A 23135-nucleotide genomic window follows, 5' to 3' on the forward strand; every position below is an offset into this window, starting at 1 on the left:
GAAAAGCAGCCATTCACGACCACTGTGACGCACCCGACACGCCGAACAGGACCTTCGGCCTCGGGAGCTCTTGCATGGCCCCCGCGATCCTGTCACGCTCAAGTTATCGCCGCGAGTTACGGGCGAGTTAATTTGGGCGCTTCCCACGTGGCCGTGGGGTGAAACCTCAACTACCTCGGCCTGGACGCCCCCCGGTGGTCCCCATCCACCGGGCGCCCTTGCACATTCCGATCGTGAAAAGCTTCACAAATGATCGCCTCACTGTGAGGAGTGGACCGCATGGACTGGCGCCATGACGCAGCCTGCCGTGACGAAGACCCCGAACTCTTCTTCCCCATCGGCAACTACGGCCCCGCACTGATCCAGATCGAGGAGGCCAAGGCAGTCTGCCAGCGCTGCCCGGTCAGTTCCGCCTGCCTGAAGTGGGCGCTGGAAAGCGGCCAGGACGGCGGGGTCTGGGGAGGGACCTCCGAGGAGGAGCGGCGTCGCATCAAGCGCCGCGGCTCCGCACTGCGGCCCATGGTCCGCAGCTGATCCTCCCGCTCCGTCACCGACGGACACCACGCGAGAACCGTCCCGGTACGCCCCGGAGCGCAACGGTGCCTCCGGGCACCGCGTGGCGGTGATGCCACCGACCCCCCGCTTGGCGCGGCGGGGGCCGGCACACGGCCGTGCGGGCGGAGTCCCACCGCCGAGCGGACGCGGTCGGCTAGGGGGCCTCCCTCTCCTCGTGTTCCAGAGGCAGGCTGATCGCCACCTCCGTACCGCCGCTCTCCTTTGGCTTGATCGCCAGAGTCCCCCCGAGCTCGCCCACGATCAGGGTTCGCACGATCTGCAACCCCAGACTCGTGGTCCCTTCCAGGTCGAAGTCCTCCGGAAGGCCGCCCCCGTCGTCGGAGACGGCCAGCTCCAGGCTGCTCGTGCCCGGGAAGCCCGGCCCCGCGTCGAACCGGTGCACCCTCACCTCGATCAGCCCCGGCCCCTGACCCAGCCCGTGCTCCACCGCGTTCTGTACCAGTTCGGCCAGAACCATCGACAGCGGTGTGGCCACCAACGCGTTCAACAGCCCGAAGTGCCCGTCGCGCCGGGGCACCACCGTGCTGCCCGTGGACGACACCTCCGCCGCCATCTGCATGACCCGGTCGGCGATGTCGTCGAAGTCCACGACCTCGTCCGGGGTGTGCGAGAGCATCTCGTGCACGATCGCGATCGAACCCACCCGGCCGACCGCCTCGTCCAGGGCCGCCCGCGCCTCGGGGATGTCCAGGCGCCGCGACTGCAGGCGCAGCAGCGCCGCCACCGTCTGCAGGTTGTTCTTCACCCGGTGGTGGATCTCCCGGATGGTCGCGTCCTTGGTCATGAGCTCGCGCTCGCGCCGCCGGAGCTCGGTGACGTCGCGGACCATCACCAGGGCGCCGATCCGCACACCGTCGATGACCAGGGGTATGGACCTCAGCTGGACGGTGACCCCGCGTGCCTCGACCTCGGCCTCCTGCGGGGCGCGCCCGCTCGCGGTGTAGGTCAGGTTCTCGTCGCGGGCCTCACCCTGGACGGCCAGCTCCAGCGTGGTCCGGTCCAGGCGCGCGCCGACCAGGTCCGCGGTCAGTCCCAGGCGCCGGTAGGCGGAGAGGGCGTTCGGGCTGGCGTAGACCACCTCGCCGTTCTGGTCCAGTCGGAGCAGACCGTCGCCCACCCTCGGGGAGCGGACCATGAGCGGACCCTGGTCGCTGAACGGGAAGGCGCCCTCGGCAATCATCTGGGCGAGGTCGCCCGCGCTCTGGAGGTAGGTGAGCTCCAGACGGCTCGGTGTACGCGCCGAGCTCAGGTTGGTACTCCGTTGGATGACGGCGATGAGATTGCCCGCGCGGCGGACCGGAATGGTCTCCTCCCTCACCGGTACGCCGCCCGACCAGTCGGGGTCGCCGTCCCGGCAGATCCGGCCCTCGCTCCAGGCCCGGTCTATGAGTGCGCGGCGGCCGACCACCCTGGGGCCGGAACGGGACGTGACATCGGTCATGTCGTCCCTGAGCACCGTCTCGACCAGGTCGTCCTGGAACGCGGTGGGCCCGGTGGTGGGGCGCATCTGCGCGATGGCTACCCAGCCGTCGTCCCCGCGTAGGCGCACCCACAGCACGAGGTCCGCGAAGGAGAGGTCGGCCAGGAGCTGCCAGTCGGAGACCAGGGAGTGGATCCACTCCAGGTCCGCCTGCTTGAGTGACGTGTGGCGGCGAATGAGGTCGCTGAGGTGAGGCACTCACAAATCATCCCATGGAGCCGTGCATACTCAAGAGACACGCACTCGACCAGTGGTCCACACCAATCGGCGGCCGAAGGGCAGCCGGACCGGCCACTTCCGGGCGGGGTGTGGGACAAGCGCGGGATGCGGCGGAGGAGACTGATGACTGGGCAGCGCACACTGGACGGCAACCCTCGGGTGCCGAAGTACTACCAGGTCAAGAAGCAGCTGCTGGAGCTGATCGAGGCGATGCCGGCCGGGAACCCGGTCCCGCCGGAGCGTGCTCTGGCCACCCAGTTCGGCACCTCGCGCACCACGGTGCGCCAGGCCCTGACCGAGATGGTCGTGGAGGGGCGGCTGCTGCGCATCCAGGGCAAGGGGACGTTCGTCGCCAAGCCGAAGGTCGCCCAGGTCCTCCAGCTGACCAGTTACACGCAGGAGATGCGGGCACACGGCCTGCACCCCGCCACGCGCATCCTGGACGTCAGCTACATCAACGCCGACGACCAGCTCGCCGAACTGCTGGCGATCCGTTCCGGCGGCCGCGTGCTGCGAATCGAGCGGCTCCGCCTCGCCAACGGCGAACCCATGGCCGTGGAAACGGCCCACCTGGCCGCACGGCGCTTCCCCGGACTCCGTAGGCAGCTCGACCGATACGCGTCGCTCTACGAGGCTCTGGCGAGCGCCTACGACGTCTCCCTCGCGGAGGCGGAGGCGTCGATCGAGACGGTGCTGGCCACCCCGAACGAGGCGCGGCTGCTGGGGGTGGACGTGGGCCTGCCCCTGGTCCTGCACTGCCAGCACAGCTTCGACGGCGACGGCCACCCTGTGGAGTGGGTCCGCTCGCTCTACCGCGGCGACAGGTACAAGTTCGTCACCCGCCTGCGCCCGCCCCGGGACTGACCCCCGGACGGCGCCCCGGTCAGCGGGCGAGCACGCTGGCCAGGGCGTCCACCACGCGGGGGTCGTACTCGCTGTCGGTGTCCATGCGCAAGCGCTCGACGACGGCGGCCCTGCGCTCGGCGTCGCCGTTCTCGCCGACCAGGTCGTCGAAGGCGTTGGCGACCTTGATGATCCGGCTGCCCAGCGGGGGCACCCCCTCGTCGCCGTCCCCCGCCAGGGGCTCGCACTGGCGGCGGACCATCTCCGCGACGTTGTCCAGCACCCCGGTCTCCCGGATGATCGCCGAGCCCAGTTCCGCTATCCGGCGCTGTTCCCGGGGCGAGGCCAGTACGGTCGCCCCGCCCGCGATGGGCTCGCGGAGCGAGAGCTGGCCGATGTCGTGCATCAGGGCCGCGTACTCCAGTTCCAGCAGCTCCGCCTCGGCCAGTCCCAGTTCGCAGGCGATCCCGTGGGAGAGCCGGCTGACCCGGCGCGAGTGCCCGTTCTCCACGTAACCGCCCACCTCGGTGACGCGGGACAGCGCCCGGACCGTCTCCAGATAGGTGCGGCGGACCTCGGAGTGCCTGCGGAAGGCCACCTGGGAGACCAGGAGCGGGGCGGTGAACACCAACAGGCCCACCAGCCCCGTCACCGTGCAGGCCAGCGCGATGAGCACGCCGCTGGAAGCGATGGCCCCGCCCGTGGCGACCTGCGCCAGGGTCTCGTCGCGCATCGCCACCCGCAGCCGGGTACGGAGCCGTTCGGCACGCAGCACCGCGGAGACCGCCACGTCCAGCACCCAGGCCATCGCGACCAGAGCCGTCATGAGCAGGGCGACGGTGACCGAGGGGCCGGTCAACGACAGCGACTCCACCAGCGGCCGGAACGCCGCGGCGAGCAGGAGTGCCGTGAGCACCCTGCGCGCGACGTCCTCCAGCCGGGGGCTGCGCCCCACCGCCACGTGTGGCAGTTCGCCCAGGGCCACCCCCAGGGCGACCACCGCCGTCACCTGCCAGGCGGTGTGCTGTACCGGCTCCCCGCCCAGGCTGGGCAGGAACGCGTAGGCGATCGCCCCGGCCAGGGCGATCGGTGCGGACTCCCGATGACCGGGCAGCGTGATCCTGGCCAGCTCGCCACCGGCGATCACCAGGCAGAAGGCCAGCGCCACGAAGGGGTCGGCGAACCCGGTGGCGGCCGTGGACACCAGAGCCGCCAGGGCGGCGGCGCCCACCCCGCCGACCAGGACGGCCCGGAAGGGCCGCGGGGTGCGCCAGAGCGGCTCACCCGAACGCTGGTGGCTGAGCGCGCCGCCCTCCGGTCCACCGGATCCGGGACCGACCGGGACCGGGCTGTCCGGCTGCTTCTGCGTCATCACCGGTCCTGACCACCCGTCACCACTCCGGCCGATGTGGACTCCGCCACCGGCGCCGTCCTCCCCGTCTCCGCGGGGGCCGGCACCGGAGCGCTCGGGCCGCCGGGCTCGGGGTCCTCGGTCGCGCAGTAACGCCCGCCGGGCGGCTCGGCGATGTCCGGGGTCTGCCATCCCTCGCGGGAGACGGCCCGGACCAGGGCCTCGACCATCCTCGGGTCGAACTGGCTTCCCGCGCAGCGCCGGAGTTCGGCGATGGCGGCCTCGACCGACCAGGCCCTGCGGTAGGACCGGGTGGAGGTCAGGCAGTCGAAGACGTCGGCCACGCTGATGATCCGGGCCGACTCGGGGATCTCCATTCCGAGCAGCCCCATCGGGTAACCGCGTCCGTCAAGGCGTTCGTGGTGGTGCCGGATCCCCGCCAGTGCCTCGTCGAGGAAGCTGATCTCACGAACGATCTCGTAACCGCGCGTGGGGTGCAGCTTGATCGCGGCGTACTCGTCGTCGGTGAGCTTCCCGTTCTTCTGCAGCACCTTGGTGGGCACACCGAGTTTGCCGATGTCGTGCAGCATGCCCGCGTACCGGATCTTCTGCACCCGTTCGGCGGGCATCCCCAGCTCCGCGGCGATCATGGCGGAGCCCTCGGCCACCCGCATGCAGTGGCCCCGGGTGTAGTAGTCCTTGGTCTCCACCGCCTGGCACAGGGTGGCCAGGGTGGCCTCGTGCGCCCGGGCCTCGGCGGTCTGCTGGCCGAAGACCCACCTGGCGATGAACAGCGGTATCAGGACCAGGAGCGGAGCGATGATCCCCACCGCCCCCCAGATCGCCGCGATCGCCAGGCCGAGCATCTGGTAGCCGACGGAAGTGACCTCCAGGACGATCAGCGGACGCCAGCGCACGGGCCCGGGCCCCGCGGGCCGGGTGACGCCCAGGCACCACATGAGCGCGCCGATGAGCACCGAGTTGAGCAGGGTGTGCGTCAGGACCGCGGCGACGTACGGGAGCACGATGCCGGGGAAATCCGACTGGCCCGGCACTCCGACGGTGCCGCCGAGCAGGAGATAGACGTGTCCGGCCGTGTAGGCCGCCAGTGCGAACTGGGCTCCGTTGAAGGCCCGCTTGACCGGGCCCTGTCTGCGTACTGCCAGACAGGAGGAGAAACCGACCACCGCGGCGCCGACCGGCCCCACCAGGATGACGGCGGCGAGAGACACCGCCGAACTCGGTGAGATTCCGGCTTCCTTGACGTCGACGACGACGTGCGTGCTTATCGACTCCGCGACGACGAAGAGAACCGCGATGAGCACCAGGGTCCCCAGATCGATACCCGTGTAAGGACCGATGAGCACGATGGCGACAGCACTGACAACGATGATTCCGACGTAGACACGCGCGCCCCAAGGAAGAGCCCGCACCCCCGTTCACCCCCCGCCGACGACGACCGGACTGTCATGGTTTCACCGGTTCTGTTCTACCACCAAGACCACCCGGTAAAAGTGGAAGCCATCAAAACAGCAGCCATCATGGCACCGAACATGCTGACGAACATCGTTGTTCCCTTCTCTTCACGGCGGCGACCCCCTCATCCACCGAGCACGCCGCGCAAATTACCTCATTCGTTGGATAAGGAGTCCAGTTTAACGGGCCATGACACCTTCCTGATTACCCCCAACCCGAACCGGGGCCACCCCGGACGCCCACAGGGGGACCAAGTTCCGAAGCGTGGAATTACTAATTCAATTAGCAATTGATAGCCACTACACAGAGTTACAACACCCCACAAAGTACCCCCCGGGAACCCCCCTTCCTTCGGGCGATCCCGCGACACCTCACCCGATAGCCATCAGCCATGACTACTGTTAGTTACCAAGCGAAACGGGCGCAGCGAAGGACGAGGAAATTTATTCCGAGTCGGTCACGGCCGAAAACCGATTCCCGAGACCGGGCGTGTCGAACCCCCCGAGAACCACCCACGGGGCGCCCCGATGACCAAAACCCTCGTAACGAAGGAGAGCAACCGCACTCTTTACACAAAACCATACAAAAGGACCATAAGACAGCAGACCAGAACAACATTCCCCGAACGCACAAAAAGTGGCGAGAGCTGGAATTCCAGCTCTCGCCACCCTGTTTCGAACCGCCCCCGGCGGCCCGTCCCTCAGCCGGAGCTCAGGCGGGCGTCCCGGGGGACTCGGCCCTGGCCTCGCGGGCCAACTGCTCGTTACGCGCCTCGGCCAGGCGCCCGAGGACCTTGTCGCGCAGGTCCAGCGGGACCGGATCGCAACCGCAGTGCTTGGCGACGAGCTTCTTCACGGCCTCCTCCAGGCCGTACTCGTCCAGGCACGGGCTACATCCGTCCAGGTGCTCCCTGACCTCCGCGCAGTTGCCCTCCTCAAGCTCACCGTCGATGTAGGTGTAGAGCTTGCCGAGCACCTCGCTGCACGGGGTGTCCGTCTCCGCGTTGTCGTGGCCGCCGCTCATCGCAGATCTCCTCGATCCGAACCACTCACCTGTGCCCGGCCTCCGGCCGGCGTTGCCGAAGCAACGGCTCCAGCGGTCTCGGCCGCTCTCTCCGCGGGGAGGAAACCACGGTCCACGGCGTACTCCTCCAAGTGGGAGCGCAGCTGGCGCCGACCCCGGTGGAGACGGGACATCACCGTTCCGATCGGGGTGCCCATGATCTCGGCGACCTCCTTGTACGCGAAGCCCTCGACATCGGCGAGGTACACCGCGATCCGGAAGTCCTCGGGCAACTCCTGCAGGGCCCGCTTGACGTCGCTGTCGGGGAGGTGTTCGAGCGCCTCCGCCTCGGCCGACTTCAGGCCCGCCGCGGTGTGCGAGGCGGCCTGCGCCAACTGCCAGTCCTCGACGTCCTCGGTCCCGGCCTGCTTCGGCTCCCGCTGTTTCTTGCGGTAGGAGTTGATGAAGGTGTTCGTGAGGATGCGGTACAACCACGCCTTGAGGTTGGTCCCCGCCTTGAACTGGTGGAAGGAACCGAACGCCTTGGCGAAGGTCTCCTGGACCAGATCCTCGGCGTCGGCGGGGTTGCGGGTCATACGCAGTGCCGCCGAGTAGAGCTGGTCGAGGAAGGGGAGCACGTCCCTCTCGAACCGCTCGTCCCGTTCCTCGGCTGTCTCCTGGCTCTGATCCAAGCCCTTCGGCCTCCTCGCGCTGGTCCCTGGTGGGGCGTCCATATCCCAACGATACGGCCCCACAGCCAGGACCTGCGCACCGGTGTCGCGTGGCGTCGACACCGCTTCCCCGCGCTCAAGGCACGCTCCGGCGGTCGGCATGCTCCGAACCCAGCCCCTTCCCTGTCCTCGTGTCGCGAACACCCTCCGGGCATCTGCTCCTCGGACGGTGCTGGTGACAACAACGTCCTCCGCGAGCTGATTCCGCCCGCACCGGGGACCAAAGCCCCCTCCGCGGCCGAACTTTGTCGTTTGGCCCGGTCGGTGAAGGTGAGGCATGGCAGAGTGCGGGTAGAAACCTTTGAAGGATGGGAGAGGAGTGCACGTGCGACCGTCCCCGACTCCGGCCTCCGACCGCCCCCGATCGCCCGCGGCGCAGTTCGCCACCACCGACCGACTCTCGGACTACTGGCGGTTCTACTGGGCGGTCGCGGAGGCACAGATCAGCCGGTGGCTTCCGGCCTCGCCCTCCCGCCTGCTCGACCTGTCCAGCCCCGACTTCCACGGGACACCCCGCGCCGTGGCCGCCGGACACGACGTCGTCACCCTGCTGCCCTCCGCGGACATGGCGATGCGCCCCCTCACCCTGGTGAACGGGCGGGCCACCGTCCCGCGTCCCGCCAGCAGGGGGAGGCTCCGCCACGTCGTCGGCGACTCCGCCTTCCTGCGCAGCTTCGCGCCCGGCTCCTTCGACGGGGTGATCGCGGACAACCGGGTGTTCTCCCGCCAGCTGGCGACCGAGTCGTCGATGGCGGAGGTCGCGAGGGTCCTGCGTCCGGGCGGCCGGATCCTGGTCTGCGTGGACTCGGTGGTGCTGGGCATGGCGCTGCTGGCGGAACAGGACTACTGGCCCGAACTGAGCCACGCTCCCAGCGCGGACGTGCTCCTCGTCCCCTGGCCGGACGGCTCCATCACCCGTTGCTTCACCGCCGAACAGCTCACCGAGATGGTCACCGAGGCCGGGCTCGAACTGGAGTGGATCAAGCCGCGTACGGTGCTGTCGGCCTCCACCGTGGAGATGATGCTGGCCCGCGACCCCCGCTCGATGGCGCGGCTGGTGGAGATGGAACTGCACGCGGCCGACTCCGACGACTACGTCGGGGTCCACCTGGTGGCCAGCGCCCACAAGCCGCACTGAGCCCCGCCGCCCCTCGCCTGCGCGCGGTGGGAGGACACGGGCTCCGAGACGGGGCCGCCGCACCGCGGTACGGGGTGGAGGGGGCCTCTGTTCACATCCCGGCGCCGAGGAGGGCCGCGGCGGCCGGCAGGGCGGCCAGCAGCAGGGCGGGGCCCGCACCCGTACCGGTGGTGAAGCTGGGAGCCAGGTCCTGGCGGTGGGCCCAGCGAACCGCGAGGAAGGGCCACACGGTCAGCCACGCCCCCAGTACGTACAGCACCGGGTTGGCCAGCACGGGGGCCAGCGGGAAGAAGTGCGCCCCCACCACGAGGCAGACCCACGGGGCGAAGTAGTCACTGCGGCCCAGGGCCAGCAGCACGAGCACACCGAGCAGCGCCAGGCCGAACTCGACCCCGAGGATGATCAGGTACAGGTTCATGTCCGGGTCCTCGGCCAGGACCGAACCGCTGTTCCAGTGCTGCCAGGCCGACAGTCCGCCGGCCGCGGCGGCCAGGGTTCCCAGTGACGAACCCGCGCCCAGCAACCACCTGGCGGCGCCCGCCGGCGGGCGTTCCTGGGCCCAGCCGAACCACGCGGCGGAAAAGAAACCGAAGACGGCCAGGGTCATGGCGGCATCACGGAGGAGGAAATCCATACGGACCTCTCTTGAGGGGGGAACCCACCCTGGCACGGGTCCGGGGACCCGGCATCCGGGGACCCGGCACCTGCGGGCCCGCAGGTGCCGGGTCCCCCGCCGGTCAGTCGGCCAGGGGCAGGTAGACGCGGTTTCCGCCCTCGGCGAACTCCGTGGACTTGTCGGCCATGCCCTTCTCGATCGCCTCGACGGTGTCCAGGCCGTTCTCCTCGGCGTACTTACGCACGTCCTGGGAGATCTTCATCGAGCAGAACTTGGGCCCGCACATGGAGCAGAAGTGCGCGGTCTTGGCGGGTTCGGCGGGCAGGGTCTCGTCGTGGAAGGACTGGGCGGTCTCGGGGTCCAGGGACAGGTGGAACTGGTCCTGCCAGCGGAACTCGAAGCGCGCCTTGGACAGCTCGTCGTCCCAGGCCTGCGCCCCGGGGTGCCCCTTGGCGACGTCGGCGGCGTGGGCGGCGAGCTTGTAGGTGATGACGCCGGTCTTGACGTCGTCCCGGTTGGGCAGGCCCAGGTGCTCCTTGGGGGTGACGTAGCAGAGCATCGCGGTGCCGTACCAGCCGATCTGGGCGGCACCGATCGCGGAGGTGATGTGGTCGTACCCGGGGGCGACGTCCGTGGCCAGGGGGCCGAGCGTGTAGAACGGCGCCTCGCCGCACAGTTCCTCCTCCAGGCGCACGTTCTCCTTGATCTTGTCCATCGGTACGTGGCCGGGGCCCTCGATCATCACCTGTACGTCGTGGGAGCGGGCGATGTGCGTGAGCTCCCCCAGGGTGCGCAGTTCGGCGAACTGGGCCTCGTCGTTGGCGTCGGCGATGGAACCGGGCCGCAGGCCGTCCCCGAGGGAGAAGGTGATGTCGTACCGGCGGAAGATCTCGCAGAGTTCCTCGTAGTGGGTGTAGAGGAAGCTCTCCCGGTGGTGGGCCAGGCACCAGGCGGCCATGATGGAACCGCCGCGCGAGACGATCCCGGTGACACGGCGGGCGGCCAGCGGCACGTACCGCAGCAGGACGCCCGCGTGGACGGTCATGTAGTCCACGCCCTGTTCGGCCTGTTCGATGATGGTCTCGCGGTAGATCTCCCAGCTGAGCCGGGTGGGGTCGCCGTCGACCTTCTCCAGCGCCTGGTAGATGGGGACGGTGCCGATGGGCACCGGGGAGTTGCGGATGATGCGTTCGCGGGTCTCGTGGATGCGCTTGCCGGTGGACAGGTCCATCACGGTGTCGCCGCCCCATCGGGTGGCCCACACCATCTTCTCGACCTCCTCGGGCACCGAGGAGGTGACCGCGGAGTTGCCGATGTTGGCGTTGATCTTGACCAGGAAGTTCTTGCCGATGATGGTCGGCTCGGACTCGGGGTGGTTGCGGTTGACCGGGATGACCGCGCGGCCGATCGCCACCTCCTCGCGGACGAACTCGGGGTCCATGCCCTCGCGGGCGGCCACGAAGCGCATTTCCGGAGTGGTGATCCCGGCCTTGGCGTAGGCCAGCTGGCTGACCGATCCGTTCACGGGGTCCAGGGCCCAGGCCTCACGGGTCCTGGGCAGGCCCCGGTGGACGTCGATGTCCGCGTTGTCGTCGGTGTACGGGCCAGAGGTGTCGTACAGATCGAAGTGGCTGCCGTTGCTGAGTTCCACCCGGCGTGCGGGGACGCGGAGCGTGAGACCTTCGGGGGTGTCGATCTCCCGGTGGGCCTTCCGTGATCCCATGATGGGACCGGTGGTCACCCGGTGCTCGTCGGTGGTGGAAACCTCACGACCGTCAAGAGCCGTCATGGCATGCCTCCCTACGTCGGAATTACCCGAACAGGTTCTGCGGTCGGCGGCACCCTTGAGTCGCCCTCTCAGCCCGCCATGGCGCGAGCTCCCGCGTTGCGTATTCACATGTGTGCACGTCGAATGTGCCGGGACACCTCGATCACGGTGTCCCCAGCCCGGGGAAGCACTCCCCTGTGGCCTCGCACACCATACACAGGGCGTCCCCGGGCCTGTCCAGCCTCCTCCGGGGTCAGAAAAGTGTCTCCGACTGGTCCGGTCCAGTGTCCTCGACGGGTTCCAGCAGGTCAGGACGGTTGTTCTTGATGCTGTTGACGTCGGTGGAGACCTCGTCGACCTCGAACCTGTCCACCGGGGTCTCCCCCATCAGGTGGGCCAGGTCGTCGGGGCCCGAACCCGGGTCGAGCCAGGCGGACCAGCCCTCGGTGGGCACCACGACGGGCATGCGTTCGTGGATGTGGGCGAGCTCGGGAGCGGCCTCGGTGGTGATGACCGCGCAGGACCACAACCAGGCGGCGGGGTCGCTCTCGTCCTGGATCTCGGGGTCGCGCCAGCGCTCGAAGATCCCGGCCAGGGCGAGGGGCTCCGCGTCGGAGTAGTGGATGGAGAAGGGCTTCTTGGCCGCCTTGGCCTTGCGCCTGCGGTGCTCGGGGTCGGTGACGGGTGAGGTGCTGGCCTGGGCGGTGCCGTCCCTGTTGAGCAACTGCCACTCGTAGTAGGCGTCGGCGGGAAGCAGACAGCGGCGGCGCCGGTAGGCCGTGCGGAAGGCGGGCTTGTCCGCGACCGTCTCGCTCCGGGCGTTGATCATCCGGTAGCCGATGTTGCGGTCCTTGGCCCAGGAGGGCACGAGCCCCCAGCGCATCGTGTGCAGGGAGCGCGGGCCCGCCGGACCCTCGTCAGCACCCTGCGGCGGTGGTCCGAGCACGGCGTAGACGGGTCTTCCCGGCGAGATGTTGTAGTCGGGCTCCAGGTCCTCCAGGGGTGGCCAGGCCCGCGGATCCTCTTCCTCCCCGACCGCCTGTTCCGGCAGACCGAAGGCGAGCTGCAGCTGGTGCACGTTCCTGGACTGGGCATAGCGACCGCACATGTGTCCGATTCTACGGTGCGGATGCCCGCTGCTCCCGGTTTTCCACAGCCTCTTCACCCGTCCGGGTCGCGCGCTCCACGGTCCGTACCGGTCCTCCGACCACCGCGGACCCCGCGGCCCGGGGGCGGGACCGCCATGCCTGGAACAGCCCGGCGAACACGGCGAGCGCACCGAGCGGGCCCAGGACCCGGGGGGCCCAGGTGTCCAGGGCGCGGAGCAGCAGCGAGCGCACCCGGGCCTGCTCCGCGTAGGCGGAGACCTGCCCGTCGGCCAGGGCGAGTTCGGCGTCGAGCAGGGCCGTCTCACCGGAACCGTTCTGCGGGCGCAGGGTCTCGGACCGGTCCTCCTCCATGTTCACCACCATTCCGGTGACCGGTTCGACCCAGAACGTCCTCCGCACCTCCAGCCAGCGGGTCGCGGTCGCCGTGCCCTCGGCTCCGGGATCGAAGAGGGCCGCGGGGACCTGCCGCGCGGACTCCGGGACCTGGGTCGCGTCGAGGTCCTGGGTGTAGCGGCGCACCGCCACACCGGCGACCTCGTCGTCCTCCTCGAACTCGACCGAGGGGGCCGAACGCACCTCGGCGTCGTAGAAGGAGTGTCCGCTCTCGGCCGCTCCGGGCGGCCAGTACAGGATCAGCCCGGCCTGGCGTACCGCGTGGTCACCGTTGACGTGCTCACCACAGCAGTTGACCGCGCGGCCGGTCTCCCGGTGCACGATGACGCGGCGGCTCCAGTAGTCGATGACCCGGTCGGCGGCGGAGGTGTTCACCGTCATCTCCCAGGCGGACCAGTCGCCGGTGTGCGCGGAGGCCTCCACCTGGGTGACCTGTTCGACTCGGACGTCCTGCGTCCGGGTCCAGGTGGCGGTGTCCAGGTAGCTGGCCTGGTTGTCGACCATGCGCAGGTCGAAGGAGGCGTCCGCGGGGAGCGGGGCGACCCGGTCGTGGACGTAGAACGGCAGCAGCAGCGACAGGGTCAGCAGGAACGCGCCCGCCGCCACCGGGAGGGTGCCCCCGGGCAGGCCGGGCCCCGGGCGGAGGCCCCTGGGTCCGGGGGCGGGCACCGAGCCCGGGTTCGAGGACGTGCTCACCGGTGGACCTCCTCTGCTCCGCGCCCGGCCACGACCCGGCCGGGTTCCCCGTCCCGCCCGGGGCCGGGTCCGCCGTGCCCGTTGGCACCGGGCGGGCCCGCACGGCCCGCGTCCCCGTCTGCCGTACCGGTGCGCGCCCGGGCCGGAGGCCGCACGGCGGCCGGCGGCTCGTGCTCCGGTCCGCGCTGCCCCAGGGCGAGGACGAGGCGGGCCATCGCGGGCAGGCACAGCACCTGCGGGACCCAGCCGCGCAGAGCCGTCCCCAGGGTCTGCGTGATGTCGTGGAAGGGCATGTGCAGGGCCAGGTAGGTCCCCGAGGCCGCCGCCAGTCCGGCGAGGGACAGGGACACGACGACCACCCACGGCCCGGCCAGGTGGGGCAGGATCCGGCCGCCCATGGCGGGCCTTCCCGGCTTGGCGTGGCGCAGCCTGCTGGGCGCCCGGCGCGCCAGCCACCACAGGGACAGCAGGAGCACGCCGACCACGGCGGCCCCGGCCCAGCCCGCGATCCACACACCGTAGCCCAGGCCCAGGGGCAGTACCGCCCAGCGGGGCAGCCAACCGGGGCCCGCACCGGGCAGGGCCCGCGAGCCCGTCGGAGGGCCGGTGCGGAGCCGGCGCCCGGCGGGCAGCCGGCGGCGCGGCCACAGCGCCAGGACCACGAGCAGCGCGGCGAGCGCCCCGCCCGCCGCCAGGACACGGTGGTAGACGGCGTCGGGGGTGTAGGTGAGGGTGACGGTGCCGGCACTGCCCTCGGGCAGCAGCCAGGCCTGCTTCCAGCCCTCCAGCCGGACCGGCTCCAGCGGCCCGTCGCGGCCCTCGATCCGGGCCTCCCAGCCCTCGTTGAAGTTCTCGTTCACCACGAGCAGGCTGTCCTCGTCGGCGGCCACGTCGAAACGGCGCTCGCCCGGCCCCCAGGAGTGCAGGGTCCCGACCTCGGCCATCCGGACCTCGGGGCGGTCGGCGACACCCTCCTCGACGGACTCCACCAGGGCCGACCGCACCTGGTACCGGTTACCGGGGTCGACGACGACCCGGTTCCCGCCCTCGGTCAGGTCCAGGTCGGTGCAGGTCTCGTAGTGCAGCGGGCCACCGGTGAGCTGGTCCGCGAGGGTCCCGTCGCTGATCCGGGTCTCCACCCGCTGACCGTTGACCCGCAGGGTGGGGCCGAGGCCGCAGGCGGTGGCGGCGTCACCGTCGGGTGCGGCGTCCACCGCGGGAACACCGGGGAGTTCGATGGTCCCGATCTCCAGGGCCTGCCCCTCGGGGCGTTCGAAGGTCAGCCGCAGGGAGGATGCGGTCAGCGGTGCGAAGTCGACCCGGCCGCTGCCGTCGAGCCATCCCTCCCGGACGGTCCCGCCGCCCTCGACCGTGACCTTGATCGGCCGCATCACGCTGTCGGACCGGGGGAAGTCGACCTTCATGTGGTCCACGGTCGTCGGGTCACCCAACTCGATGTCGAGCCAGGGGCTCTTCTCCTCCGGGTCCGGGTACCAGACGGTGCTCTCCTCGTCGTCGAGCGCGCCCCGGCCCATGGCCGCGGGGTGCTGGACGGCGGTCGAGGAACCGCTCACGTGCGGGAGGCCGCCGGACCGGTTGGCGGCGTTCTCCGCCTCGCGGGGATCGGTGAGGACCACCTCCCCGGAGATCCGGTGGGCCGCGCCGGCCGCCCCGGCGGAGAGTTCGAAGGTGCGGTCGAGCCTGTTGGCGTCCTCGCCGGACACCTCCAGCGCGGGGTTGCACACCCACACGTGCGAACCCTCCATACAGCCGGGGGCGGTGCCGGTCGACCCGGTGAAGAGCAGGGTGCCGGCGTCGGCCGGCCCGGGCACGTCGAGGGTGCGGGAGGCTTCCAGACCGGGGACGGAGATCGAGGAGACGCCCACCCGGGTGCCGAAGCGGAACTCCGGTTCCCAGGCGAGCTCGTCGATCCGGATCCGCAGTCTGGTGGTCCGCCCCGGCGGGGCGGTGAGCTCCTGGGGTTCGTCGGTGGCGGCGACGGCCGCCTCGGATCGGCCGTTGTCGGTGATGAGGGTGACACGCGAGGGCGGCGGCTCGTCGGGCAGCTGCTCGAAGGCCACGCTCAGTCCGGTGAGGTCCCGGGGCTCGGTGAACTCGACCTCGACCCACTGGCGCAGGGCTCCGGCGAAACCGCTGGAGCGCCAGGCCGTCCCGAGGTCGTCGTCCAGGACCGCGTAGGGGGCGTGTCCCGGGTCCCGGTTGGCGGCGTGGGCTTCGACCCCCGCTTCGGAGGTGGACGCGGTGACCCCGGCCACGCCCAGGTCCTCGGCGTGGGCGACGTACTCCTCCCAGGCGGGGTCCAGGATGTCGGGGGCGGGGACCTCGCGTTCGAGCTCCTGGTCCCGGGTCATGGTGGCCGACACGTTGCGGCGCACGTCGGAGTAGACGACCTCGCGGCGGCGGGCGGTGTCGGTGACGATCGTGTCCTCGGCGGCGATCTCCTCGGCACCGGGGTCGTCACCGAGAAGGATCGGCCGGTCGTCGTTGACCAGGCCCTGTTCGGCCAGGCTCAGGACGGACTCGGGTCCTCCGGTGACCCGCAGCGCCTCCCCGGCGGGCACGGTGCCGACCCGGGGCGCCGCCCCCTCGACCTCGTAGACGGTCAGTGCCGGGTAGGGCTGGTCGAACCACTGGGAGGCGGACTGGTGGTCCAGGGAACCGAGCACCGGACCGAACTCGGCGGCCTCGGTGATGCCCGGCGAGTTCTGCAGGGACTGGTGAACACGGGCGGGCCAGCCGCCGTTGTTGCCCACGCGCTGGAGGTCGTTGCGGACGATCAGGTGGGTGACGCCCAGGCGCGCGAAGGTGTCCGCGAGCCCCGCGGAGCCGCGCCCGGAGGAGACCCGCTGGTCGATCTCGTGGTTGATCCGGGAGATGCCGGAGGAGCCCCACGGGATGATCTGGTGGTTGGTCCAGGCGCCGGAGAACAGGGGCTGCAGGGGTTCGTCCAGGGGGCGCCCCCACTGGTATTCCCCGCGGGCCGAACCGGGCAACGCCATGGTCATGCCGCGTTCGTCGCCCCGCTCCTCCAACCAGTCCACGGCCTCGTACCAGTAGTCGGGGATCTCCACGAAACCGCCCTTGGGTGCGATGCCGACGGTGGCGATGGGGACCAGCGTGACCAGGAAGACGGCTGCGCCGGCCCCGGCGACGGTCCTCCTGACCCTGGTGAACGAGGACGGGCCGGAGCGGTCGGCCCGGTCCCGGGCGACCACGAGGGGCAGGTGCGCCAGGCCGAGGACGATCGGCAGCCGGATGAGCGCGTCGAACTTGTGGACGTTGCGGAAGGGCGCGAGGGCGCCGTCGAACAGCTCGCGCATGTGGGGCGCGAAGGGCCCGGTGAGGGCTCCGGTGAAGCCCGCGACGATGATCGCGGTTCCCACGAGGAGGCTACTGATGAGGAAGAGGCGTTCGGGGGTGCGCCGGTTGATGAGCCCGGCCAGGCCGAGGCCCGCGACCAGCGCGGTGACCGCGACCAGCCAGGGGGTGAGGGAGAGTTCGGCCCCCGAGGGCAGGGCGGTGTTGCCCATGTCGGGCAGGAAGCCCATCCAGTTGGAGGTGCCGCGCAGGGAGTTGAACAGGGAGGTGATCCCGGTGGTGACCGCGGCGTCCTCGGTGTAGGGCATGAACGAGTACACGTACCGCGACATGATGAGCAGCGGGGCGATGTACCAGAACGAGGCGAGGACGAGCGCGCCCGACCACCACAGGATGAGCCGCCACTTGCGCGGGCCGTTCGCCCGGGTGAGCAGGTAGAGGCCGGGGACGACGAGGACGGCGAGCTCGGAGGCGGCGTTGGTACCGCCGCACAGGAGGAAGGCCAGACCCGACAGCAGGGCCGCCCGCGCCGGGGAGTACCCCCGCCTGGCACCCAGCACCAGGGGGAGCAGGATCCACGGCATCAGCAGCATGGGCTGGAGCTCGGCCGAGTTGTAGGAGAGCAGGGTGAGCACGCGCGGAGCGAGCGCGTAGGCGACGCCGGCGAGGATCCGGGTGTTGACGGTGCCCAGCCCCAGGGCCCCGGCGACCTTGTAGACGCCCACGAAGGCCGCGATGAGCAGGACCGCCATCCACAGGCGCTGGATGAGCCACTCGGGCATGCCGAGCACGTCGAACAGCAGGTGGAAGGGGCCGTTGGGGAAGAAGTACCCGTAGGCCTGGTTCTGGAGCTGGCCGAAGTAGGAGGCGTCCCAGAGGTGGAGGGCCCGCTCCATGAACCCCAGGGGGTTGACCGTCAGGTCGATCTTGGTGTCGCTGACGATCCTGCCGGGGTCGATGCTCGCTGCCAGTGCTCCCAGGAGCAGACACACCGCGAGGACCTTGAGCCGCGCCAGCAGCTTCTCGTCCACTCCGCCGGGGGCGGTCGGTGTTCTGGAATCCTCCGGTTCGCGCCTGGCGGTGGATTCCGCCGAAGTCACATCTTCGCTTTCTTGCCTGCTGCGGGGTCGGTGATGCCGGGGGGTGTGCAGGCGGATCCGCCGGTGCCGAGTTCAGCGGCGACGAGGCGAGTCATCCGGGCACCGCTGGCCTCCCAGGTGAAGTGGGCCGCCCAGGCGCGACAGGCGCGCCGGACCTCCTCGGCCCTGCGGGGGTCGGACAGTTCCTTGAGGGCCCCGGAGACGACGTCCTGAAGGGTCTCTCCCTCGCGGACGAGCCATCCGGTTTCGCCGTCGCGGACCGAATCGCGAAGTCCGTCCACATCGTAGGCCACGGTGGGCACACCGAGCCGGGCGGCCTCGATGACGGTGAGGCCCCATCCCTCGAACTCGGAGGCGGTGACGTGCAGGTGGCAGGAGGCCAGTACGGAGTTCTTGTCCTCCTCCGACAGGAAGCCGTGCAGGTCCACCCGTTCCTGGAGGCCGTCCCGACCGACCTGTTCGGCGAGGTGCTCGCCCTCGGGACCGCGGCCGATGATGTGGACCCGCAGGCCGGGATGGTCATCGCTGAGCGTGCGGGCGAGGTCGACGACCCGGGACACGCGCTTCTGCACGACGAGTCGGCCGAGGCTGACCAGCGCGGGGGCGGTGTCCGGGGCGGGGGCGGCGGGGACCTCGCCCGGGTTCTGCGGGGCGACGCCCCCGTTGTGGACGATCTCTATGGGCGCCCGCCAGCCGAGCTTGTCGCGCATGGCGGCGCGGGAGGACTCGGAGACGGTGACGGTGGTGCAGTTCCGGTAGATCCGGGAGGCCACGGACGACTCCACGAACCGGCCGAACCAGGCCAGCGGCGCGCAGAAGTAGGCGTTGAACTGCAGGTCGTGGACGTGGTGGACGACGCTGACGACCTTGGTGCGACGGCGTAGGACGAGCCTGGAGAAGAAGGGGACGCCGTTCATGCAGTCGAAGGCGAGGTGGAACTCGCGTCTCCACAGGGCGAGCCAGGCCATCACCCGCGGGTAGACGGTGAACTTGCCGCCCATCCGGCGGATGACGATGCCGTCCTTGGTCTCGACTCGGGCCTGGTGGGGTTCGCGGCTGGTCAGGAAGGTGACGATGGCGCCGCGTTCGGCCAGGTGGCGACTGATCCGCCAGGCGTACTCCTCGGCGCCGCCCGCGGCGGACTGCCACGGGTCGCGCCAGTTGACCATGACGATCCGGACGCCGTCGAGGCGGGGGCCGGGGTCGGTCCGGGGCGGGACCGTGACGGGTTCGGGTGCTGCGGACTCACCGGCCTCCGCCCGGGCGGGGGCGGGGATGGCGGCCGGGGCGGGGGCTACCGGGTGGTGCCCGGGCTCCACCCGGGTCGGGACCTTCTGGAAGACCACACGCACTCCTTCCGCGCGGTGTCCGGCGCGACGCCTGACCCTGGTCACCAAGGGCAATAGACCAGGAACCTTGCGTGACTGCTTCGGGGTGTGCCGAGCGCACGCCGAGCAGACCCGTCGACCGGACGTCATTGGGGGTGGGCGGCCGCGTGGGGTGCGGTCGCGAGGGGTGTGCGGGGCCGGGCGCCCCGCTGGCGGCGGGGCGCCCGCCCTCCGCAGAAAACGGCGCTCTAGCGGTCGCCGTAGTTGTAGAGGGTTTCGTTCACCGGTTCCGCGGTCGCGGTGGACTCGGTGGCGAGGTTGGTGGCCACCACGGTGGCACCTCCCGCCAGAGCCGCACCGATCACACAGGCGGCGATTACCTTGATCACTTGGGGATCTCCTTCCGCGCGCCCCGGCCCGTTCGTGGTTGGGGGCGCTGGAACCCGAGACTAGAACCTGATCTAGCTATAGACCAGATGATTGCCCCAACTGTAACTAACCCCCCGGTAACTTCCAACCCTGAGATGTCCTCTTTATCCGCTTTGATGTGCTGGTCCGACACTTCCAACAAGGTCATGTCGGATTCTTCGACCACCGGCGACAAAGTTTCGGCACCAGACCAGAACTGGTTATCGACTGGCGCCGACACGACCACGTAGCGCACCCCGAGACCACCCAGGAGCTCCGCCAACGCATCGGGGTCACGTGACCGGCCGGTCCCGGGCAGAGCGGTCCCGGGAGCGGGCTCGAGCAGGCGGGCCGCCTCCCGCGCCCGGGCGTCCTCACCGGTCACCACGACGGTCCCGCCGTCCCTGGTGCCCACCATCAGGTCGTCGTTCCAGATCGTGCGGCGGTCGAACAGCTTGGTCGCCGGGTCGAGCACCACCACCGGTTCACCGGACCACTCCAGCCCTCGGTACGCGCTCCACGGCAGTACCAGGACGGCGCCGGGGCGGTCGTCGGCGGCCACCGCGTTCTGCGCCGCCAGCCACGAATCCGGGTACTGCACCGGGGCCAACCGGCCTCCCGCCCCCCACAGCAAGCCGGGCAGCACCACCACGGGCAGGCACACCGTGAACACCACGGCCCCCACCCGCCACAGAGGCAAACCGCTCCGATCCACCTCCCCCGACGAACCCGTTCCGCCCGTGTCCGCGACAGGTCCCACGTCTGTCCGGACCGGCAGCGCCCGTAACAGCCACAGCACCACCGCTGCCAGCCCGAGCGCCTGCACCAGGGCGAGCGGCGCCAGGTACAGCTGACCGTCGCGCAGCGGCCCGAACCCCGGCCACAGGCCGATCAGCGCGGCCAGGAACTCCCTCCCCGGAGCGAACACCCCCAGGAGCGCGACCCCGAACCCCGCAGCGGCCGACACCGAGAGCCCGGTCCCCACCGCCGGAGGAGACCTGTACAGCCACCAGACCCACCCGGCCAGAGACGCCGCGCAGAGCAGGAGGCGCGCCAGCGCCGTCACCGGTTCGCCGTAGCCCGGCGGCACCGCGCCCGAGTTCCACACCCCGCCGAGCGCCAACAGGGACCCCAGCACGCCGAACGGGGTGTCCGCCCGGGCCGCGAAGGCCTCCACCCCGGCCGGGTCCGTGGCCGCGCCGCTGGACAGTGACGGCAGCAGCCACGGCAGGGACACCAGCACCAACGCGAACAGGAACAGGCCCGCGACCCGCAGGCGACGCGGTCCCGCCAGAGCCTGCGGGCCGGCGGTGAGCGCGCTCAGCACCACCGAGGAGAAACCCCCGACCGCGGCCGGAACCAGCGAGCACACCAGAGCGGCCAGGCCCGCCGCCGGTCGTGCCGACGCCGCCCGAACCACCGCCCACACCACCCATGGCAGCCCGGCGTAACCGAGCAGGACCGCCCACTGGCCCAACAACAGACGTTCGGCCACGAACGGGTTCCAGACGTAGGCCGTCCCGGCCGCCGCACCTGCCGCCAGCACGGGCCCCGGGACCCGCCCGGCACCACACGCCAGCCGGGCCAGCAGTCGGAAGGCGCCCGCCCCACCCAGGGTGAACACCGCCAGCAGGGCGAGGGCCTGCACCGCGTCACCCGGCAGGACCAGGGACAGGGCCGCCACCACGGCGTCACTCGGGATCGCCCGCGGAAAACCGTCCGCCCCGGCCAGCACCGTGGGAAGCGAGAGCCCGGGGACGAAGAGCATGTCGTACCGGAGCACGTACCCGGGCCCCAGCGCGGGTCCCAGCGCGAGCACCGCCGCGACCAGACCCACCGTCCAGGGCAGCACACGCGCGGGGGCTCCCATCAATCAGTCCTCCAGGACGACGCTGTCGGAGTAGCCGCCCTCCACGTAGTCCCGGTAGGAGCGGACCACGATCTCGTAGGGTCCGGAGACCGTCGCCTCCCAGCGCGGCCGCTCACCGACGGAGCCGAGCGTGCGCCAGCCCTCGCCGTCCTCGGGCCCCCGTCCGTCCCGGGGCTCACAGGACGTGCCGCCCGAGGGTTCCGGAGCAGGGGTCGGGGAGGGTCGGGGGGCCGGTTCGGGTTCGGGCCGCGGTGTCTGCGGCGACGAGGGGGACGGTCTCGGCTCCGGCTCCCCGGGTTCCCTGCCACCGGTACCGTCCTGCCCGTCGGTGCCGGAGTCCTCCGTTTGGACGTCACCGGGCGCACGCCGGTCGTCGGGCGCCGGGCGGTCGTCGGGGACGCACTCCAACTGCCGGACCCAGACCTCGTAGTGTCCGGCCTCCGCCACGTCCTCCCAGGTCACCACCGAACCTTCCGCCTGGACCCGCACCCAGGAGGGCCCGGGCGGCGGATCGTCGTCCCACACCAGCTGGATCGGCTCGGACTCCACACCCTCGTCACGGCCCTTGATGGTGCGCACGGTGAACTCGTAACGGGCGCCGCTGAAGAGCGACCCGACACGGACGGAACGCTCGTCCCCTTCGCTGTCGACCTCCGCGGGGATCACCGACGCCTCGTCCGGGGAAGGGCTCACCCTGCGCTGCAGGACCCGGTAGTCGGTGGCTCCCGGGACAGCCGCCCAAGTGAGCAGGAGTCCGTCGTCGGTCTCCTCGTGGTCGGGTTCGGGGGCGATCCGCGGGCCGGTGGAGAGTTCCGGCAACGGCCGGGGGAAAGCGGCCCCCACACCCAGCGGTTCGGCGAGCGCGTCGGCGAAGGCCGCGGCGATCCTGAGTTCGCCCCGCACGTTGGGGTTGCTCGCGTCCCAGTTGTCATCGGCCGGGGAGTAGTCCTTCGCGACCTGGGCGACGACCACGGGCGAGGAGGCGGAGGACATCTGTCCGGCGAGGTCGACCAGGCCCATGTTGAACCGGGCGATCTCGTCGTTGGCCCGCCCGTCGTCGTCGGTGCCGTGCACGCCGGGGAGTTCGCCGACCACGAACCGGGCCTCGTCGAGCACCACCCGCACCGTGGAGACGGTCTCGGCAATGCCGTCGAGGGCGTGGTCGGCGCCACCCCCGGCCAGGATGTCCTCGGTCCCGGCAAGAAGGAGCAGGTACTGGGGTTCGTACTCGTCGGCGACCCGGGCGACGTCGGAGGACAGGTCCTGGGCGGTGGCGCCCCAGCGGGCGGCGTGGTCGGTGTCGAAGCCCGGTTCGGCGTAGGTGCGGTCGCCGGGTTCCCCCTCGTCGAGGGAGTACATGTCGTCGCTGGGGCCGACGAAGTCGAAGTCGACGCCCTGGGCCGACAGGTGTGACCACAGGTGGTAGCGCCAGGTGTGGTCGCCACTGCTGCCCTGGGTCGCGGAGTCGCCCACCATCATCATCCGCAACCGCCCGTCGGGGGGCCCTGGAACGGGGACGGGTCCGTCGGCAAGCTCGTCCCGGCCTCCGCCCAGTCCGCCGGAGCCGGTCTGCAGGAGCAGCAGGGTGGCGGCCATGGCGGCGAGCATGACGCCGAGCAGACCCAGGGGGCCGGGTTCGAAGCGGGATCCGGCCCGCTGCCGGGCCGCGAGATCGCGCCAGGTCAGGCCGCG

17 protein-coding genes are annotated in these 23135 nt (G+C 70.8%); 3 read left to right on the plus strand and 14 right to left on the minus strand.

The window, feature by feature from the left end; all coding sequences use genetic code 11:
• Positions 1–279: 279 nt before the first annotated feature.
• A complete protein-coding gene (locus ACUKCB_RS15965) occupies positions 280–534 on the plus strand; it encodes a WhiB family transcriptional regulator (protein ID WP_191268310.1) in 255 nt (84 codons plus the stop codon).
• Positions 535–709: 175 nt separating this feature from the next.
• Here ACUKCB_RS15965 and ACUKCB_RS15970 read toward each other — a convergent pair whose 3' ends face one another.
• Positions 710–2254, minus strand: a complete 1545-nt coding sequence (locus ACUKCB_RS15970) for a sensor histidine kinase (RefSeq protein WP_191268311.1) — start codon at positions 2252–2254, stop codon at positions 710–712.
• Positions 2255–2398: 144 nt separating this feature from the next.
• Here ACUKCB_RS15970 and ACUKCB_RS15975 point away from each other — a divergent pair, with 144 nt between their 5' ends.
• The gene (locus ACUKCB_RS15975) at positions 2399–3139 is read left to right on the plus strand and encodes a GntR family transcriptional regulator (protein ID WP_013154702.1); all 741 of its coding nucleotides are present in this window, start codon (positions 2399–2401) and stop codon (positions 3137–3139) included.
• Positions 3140–3158: 19 nt separating this feature from the next.
• Here the strand turns inward: ACUKCB_RS15975 and ACUKCB_RS15980 are convergent, their stop codons facing one another.
• The 4 genes from ACUKCB_RS15980 to ACUKCB_RS15995 all read right to left on the minus strand — a co-directional run bounded on the left by ACUKCB_RS15980 (position 3159) and on the right by ACUKCB_RS15995 (position 7639).
• Entirely contained in the window at positions 3159–4490 is a 1332-nt protein-coding gene (locus ACUKCB_RS15980) for an HD-GYP domain-containing protein (RefSeq protein WP_473036413.1), read from the minus strand.
• Positions 4490–5836, minus strand: a complete 1347-nt coding sequence (locus ACUKCB_RS15985; RefSeq protein WP_473041026.1) for an HD-GYP domain-containing protein — start codon at positions 5834–5836, stop codon at positions 4490–4492. Before ACUKCB_RS15985 ends, ACUKCB_RS15980 begins: the two co-directional genes overlap by 1 nt.
• 820 nt (positions 5837–6656) lie before the next feature.
• Entirely contained in the window at positions 6657–6968 is a 312-nt protein-coding gene (gene rsrA, locus ACUKCB_RS15990) for a mycothiol system anti-sigma-R factor (RefSeq protein WP_473036414.1), read from the minus strand.
• Positions 6965–7639 (minus strand): sigma-70 family RNA polymerase sigma factor, encoded by a 675-nt coding sequence (locus tag ACUKCB_RS15995; protein WP_473036415.1) that lies wholly within the window; start codon positions 7637–7639, stop codon positions 6965–6967. Before ACUKCB_RS15995 ends, rsrA begins: the two co-directional genes overlap by 4 nt.
• A gap of 358 nt (positions 7640–7997) precedes the next feature.
• Between ACUKCB_RS15995 and ACUKCB_RS16000 the strand changes: the two genes are divergently transcribed.
• Positions 7998–8816, plus strand: a complete 819-nt coding sequence (locus ACUKCB_RS16000; RefSeq protein ID WP_473036416.1) for a class I SAM-dependent methyltransferase — start codon at positions 7998–8000, stop codon at positions 8814–8816.
• A 91-nt stretch (positions 8817–8907) separates the two neighbouring features.
• Here the strand turns inward: ACUKCB_RS16000 and ACUKCB_RS16005 are convergent, their stop codons facing one another.
• From ACUKCB_RS16005 to ACUKCB_RS16045, 9 genes are all read right to left on the minus strand, one after another.
• Entirely contained in the window at positions 8908–9450 is a 543-nt protein-coding gene (locus ACUKCB_RS16005; protein ID WP_473036417.1) for a hypothetical protein, read from the minus strand.
• Between the two features lie 103 nt (positions 9451–9553).
• Positions 9554–11221 (minus strand): phosphomethylpyrimidine synthase ThiC, encoded by a 1668-nt coding sequence (gene thiC, locus ACUKCB_RS16010; RefSeq protein ID WP_473036418.1) that lies wholly within the window; start codon positions 11219–11221, stop codon positions 9554–9556.
• A 232-nt stretch (positions 11222–11453) separates the two neighbouring features.
• The gene (locus tag ACUKCB_RS16015; protein WP_473036419.1) at positions 11454–12308 is read right to left on the minus strand and encodes an SOS response-associated peptidase; all 855 of its coding nucleotides are present in this window, start codon (positions 12306–12308) and stop codon (positions 11454–11456) included.
• 10 nt (positions 12309–12318) lie between these two features.
• Positions 12319–13398 carry a cell envelope lipid trafficking protein PgfA gene (pgfA, locus tag ACUKCB_RS16020; protein WP_473036420.1) on the minus strand — a complete coding sequence of 360 codons (1080 nt, stop codon included), beginning with the start codon at positions 13396–13398 and terminating at the stop codon, positions 12319–12321.
• Complete coding sequence (locus ACUKCB_RS16025; RefSeq protein WP_473036421.1) at positions 13395–17837, minus strand: alpha-(1->3)-arabinofuranosyltransferase; 4443 nt, start codon at positions 17835–17837, stop codon at positions 13395–13397. The genes pgfA and ACUKCB_RS16025 overlap by 4 nt, the downstream gene beginning before the upstream one ends.
• Positions 17834–19183 (minus strand): glycosyltransferase family 4 protein, encoded by a 1350-nt coding sequence (locus ACUKCB_RS16030; RefSeq protein WP_473036422.1) that lies wholly within the window; start codon positions 19181–19183, stop codon positions 17834–17836. The genes ACUKCB_RS16025 and ACUKCB_RS16030 overlap by 4 nt, the downstream gene beginning before the upstream one ends.
• A gap of 230 nt (positions 19184–19413) precedes the next feature.
• Entirely contained in the window at positions 19414–19554 is a 141-nt protein-coding gene (locus tag ACUKCB_RS16035) for a hypothetical protein (protein ID WP_017542507.1), read from the minus strand.
• On the minus strand, positions 19551–21443 hold the full coding sequence (locus tag ACUKCB_RS16040) for an MmpA family trehalose lipid delivery protein (protein WP_473036423.1): 1893 nt from the start codon (positions 21441–21443) through the stop codon (positions 19551–19553). The genes ACUKCB_RS16035 and ACUKCB_RS16040 overlap by 4 nt, the downstream gene beginning before the upstream one ends.
• 3 nt (positions 21444–21446) lie before the next feature.
• On the minus strand, positions 21447–23051 hold the full coding sequence (locus ACUKCB_RS16045) for a GDSL-type esterase/lipase family protein (protein WP_473041028.1): 1605 nt from the start codon (positions 23049–23051) through the stop codon (positions 21447–21449).
• Positions 23052–23135: the final 84 nt, after the last annotated feature.

This window comes from Nocardiopsis moroccensis (assembly GCF_055763695.1).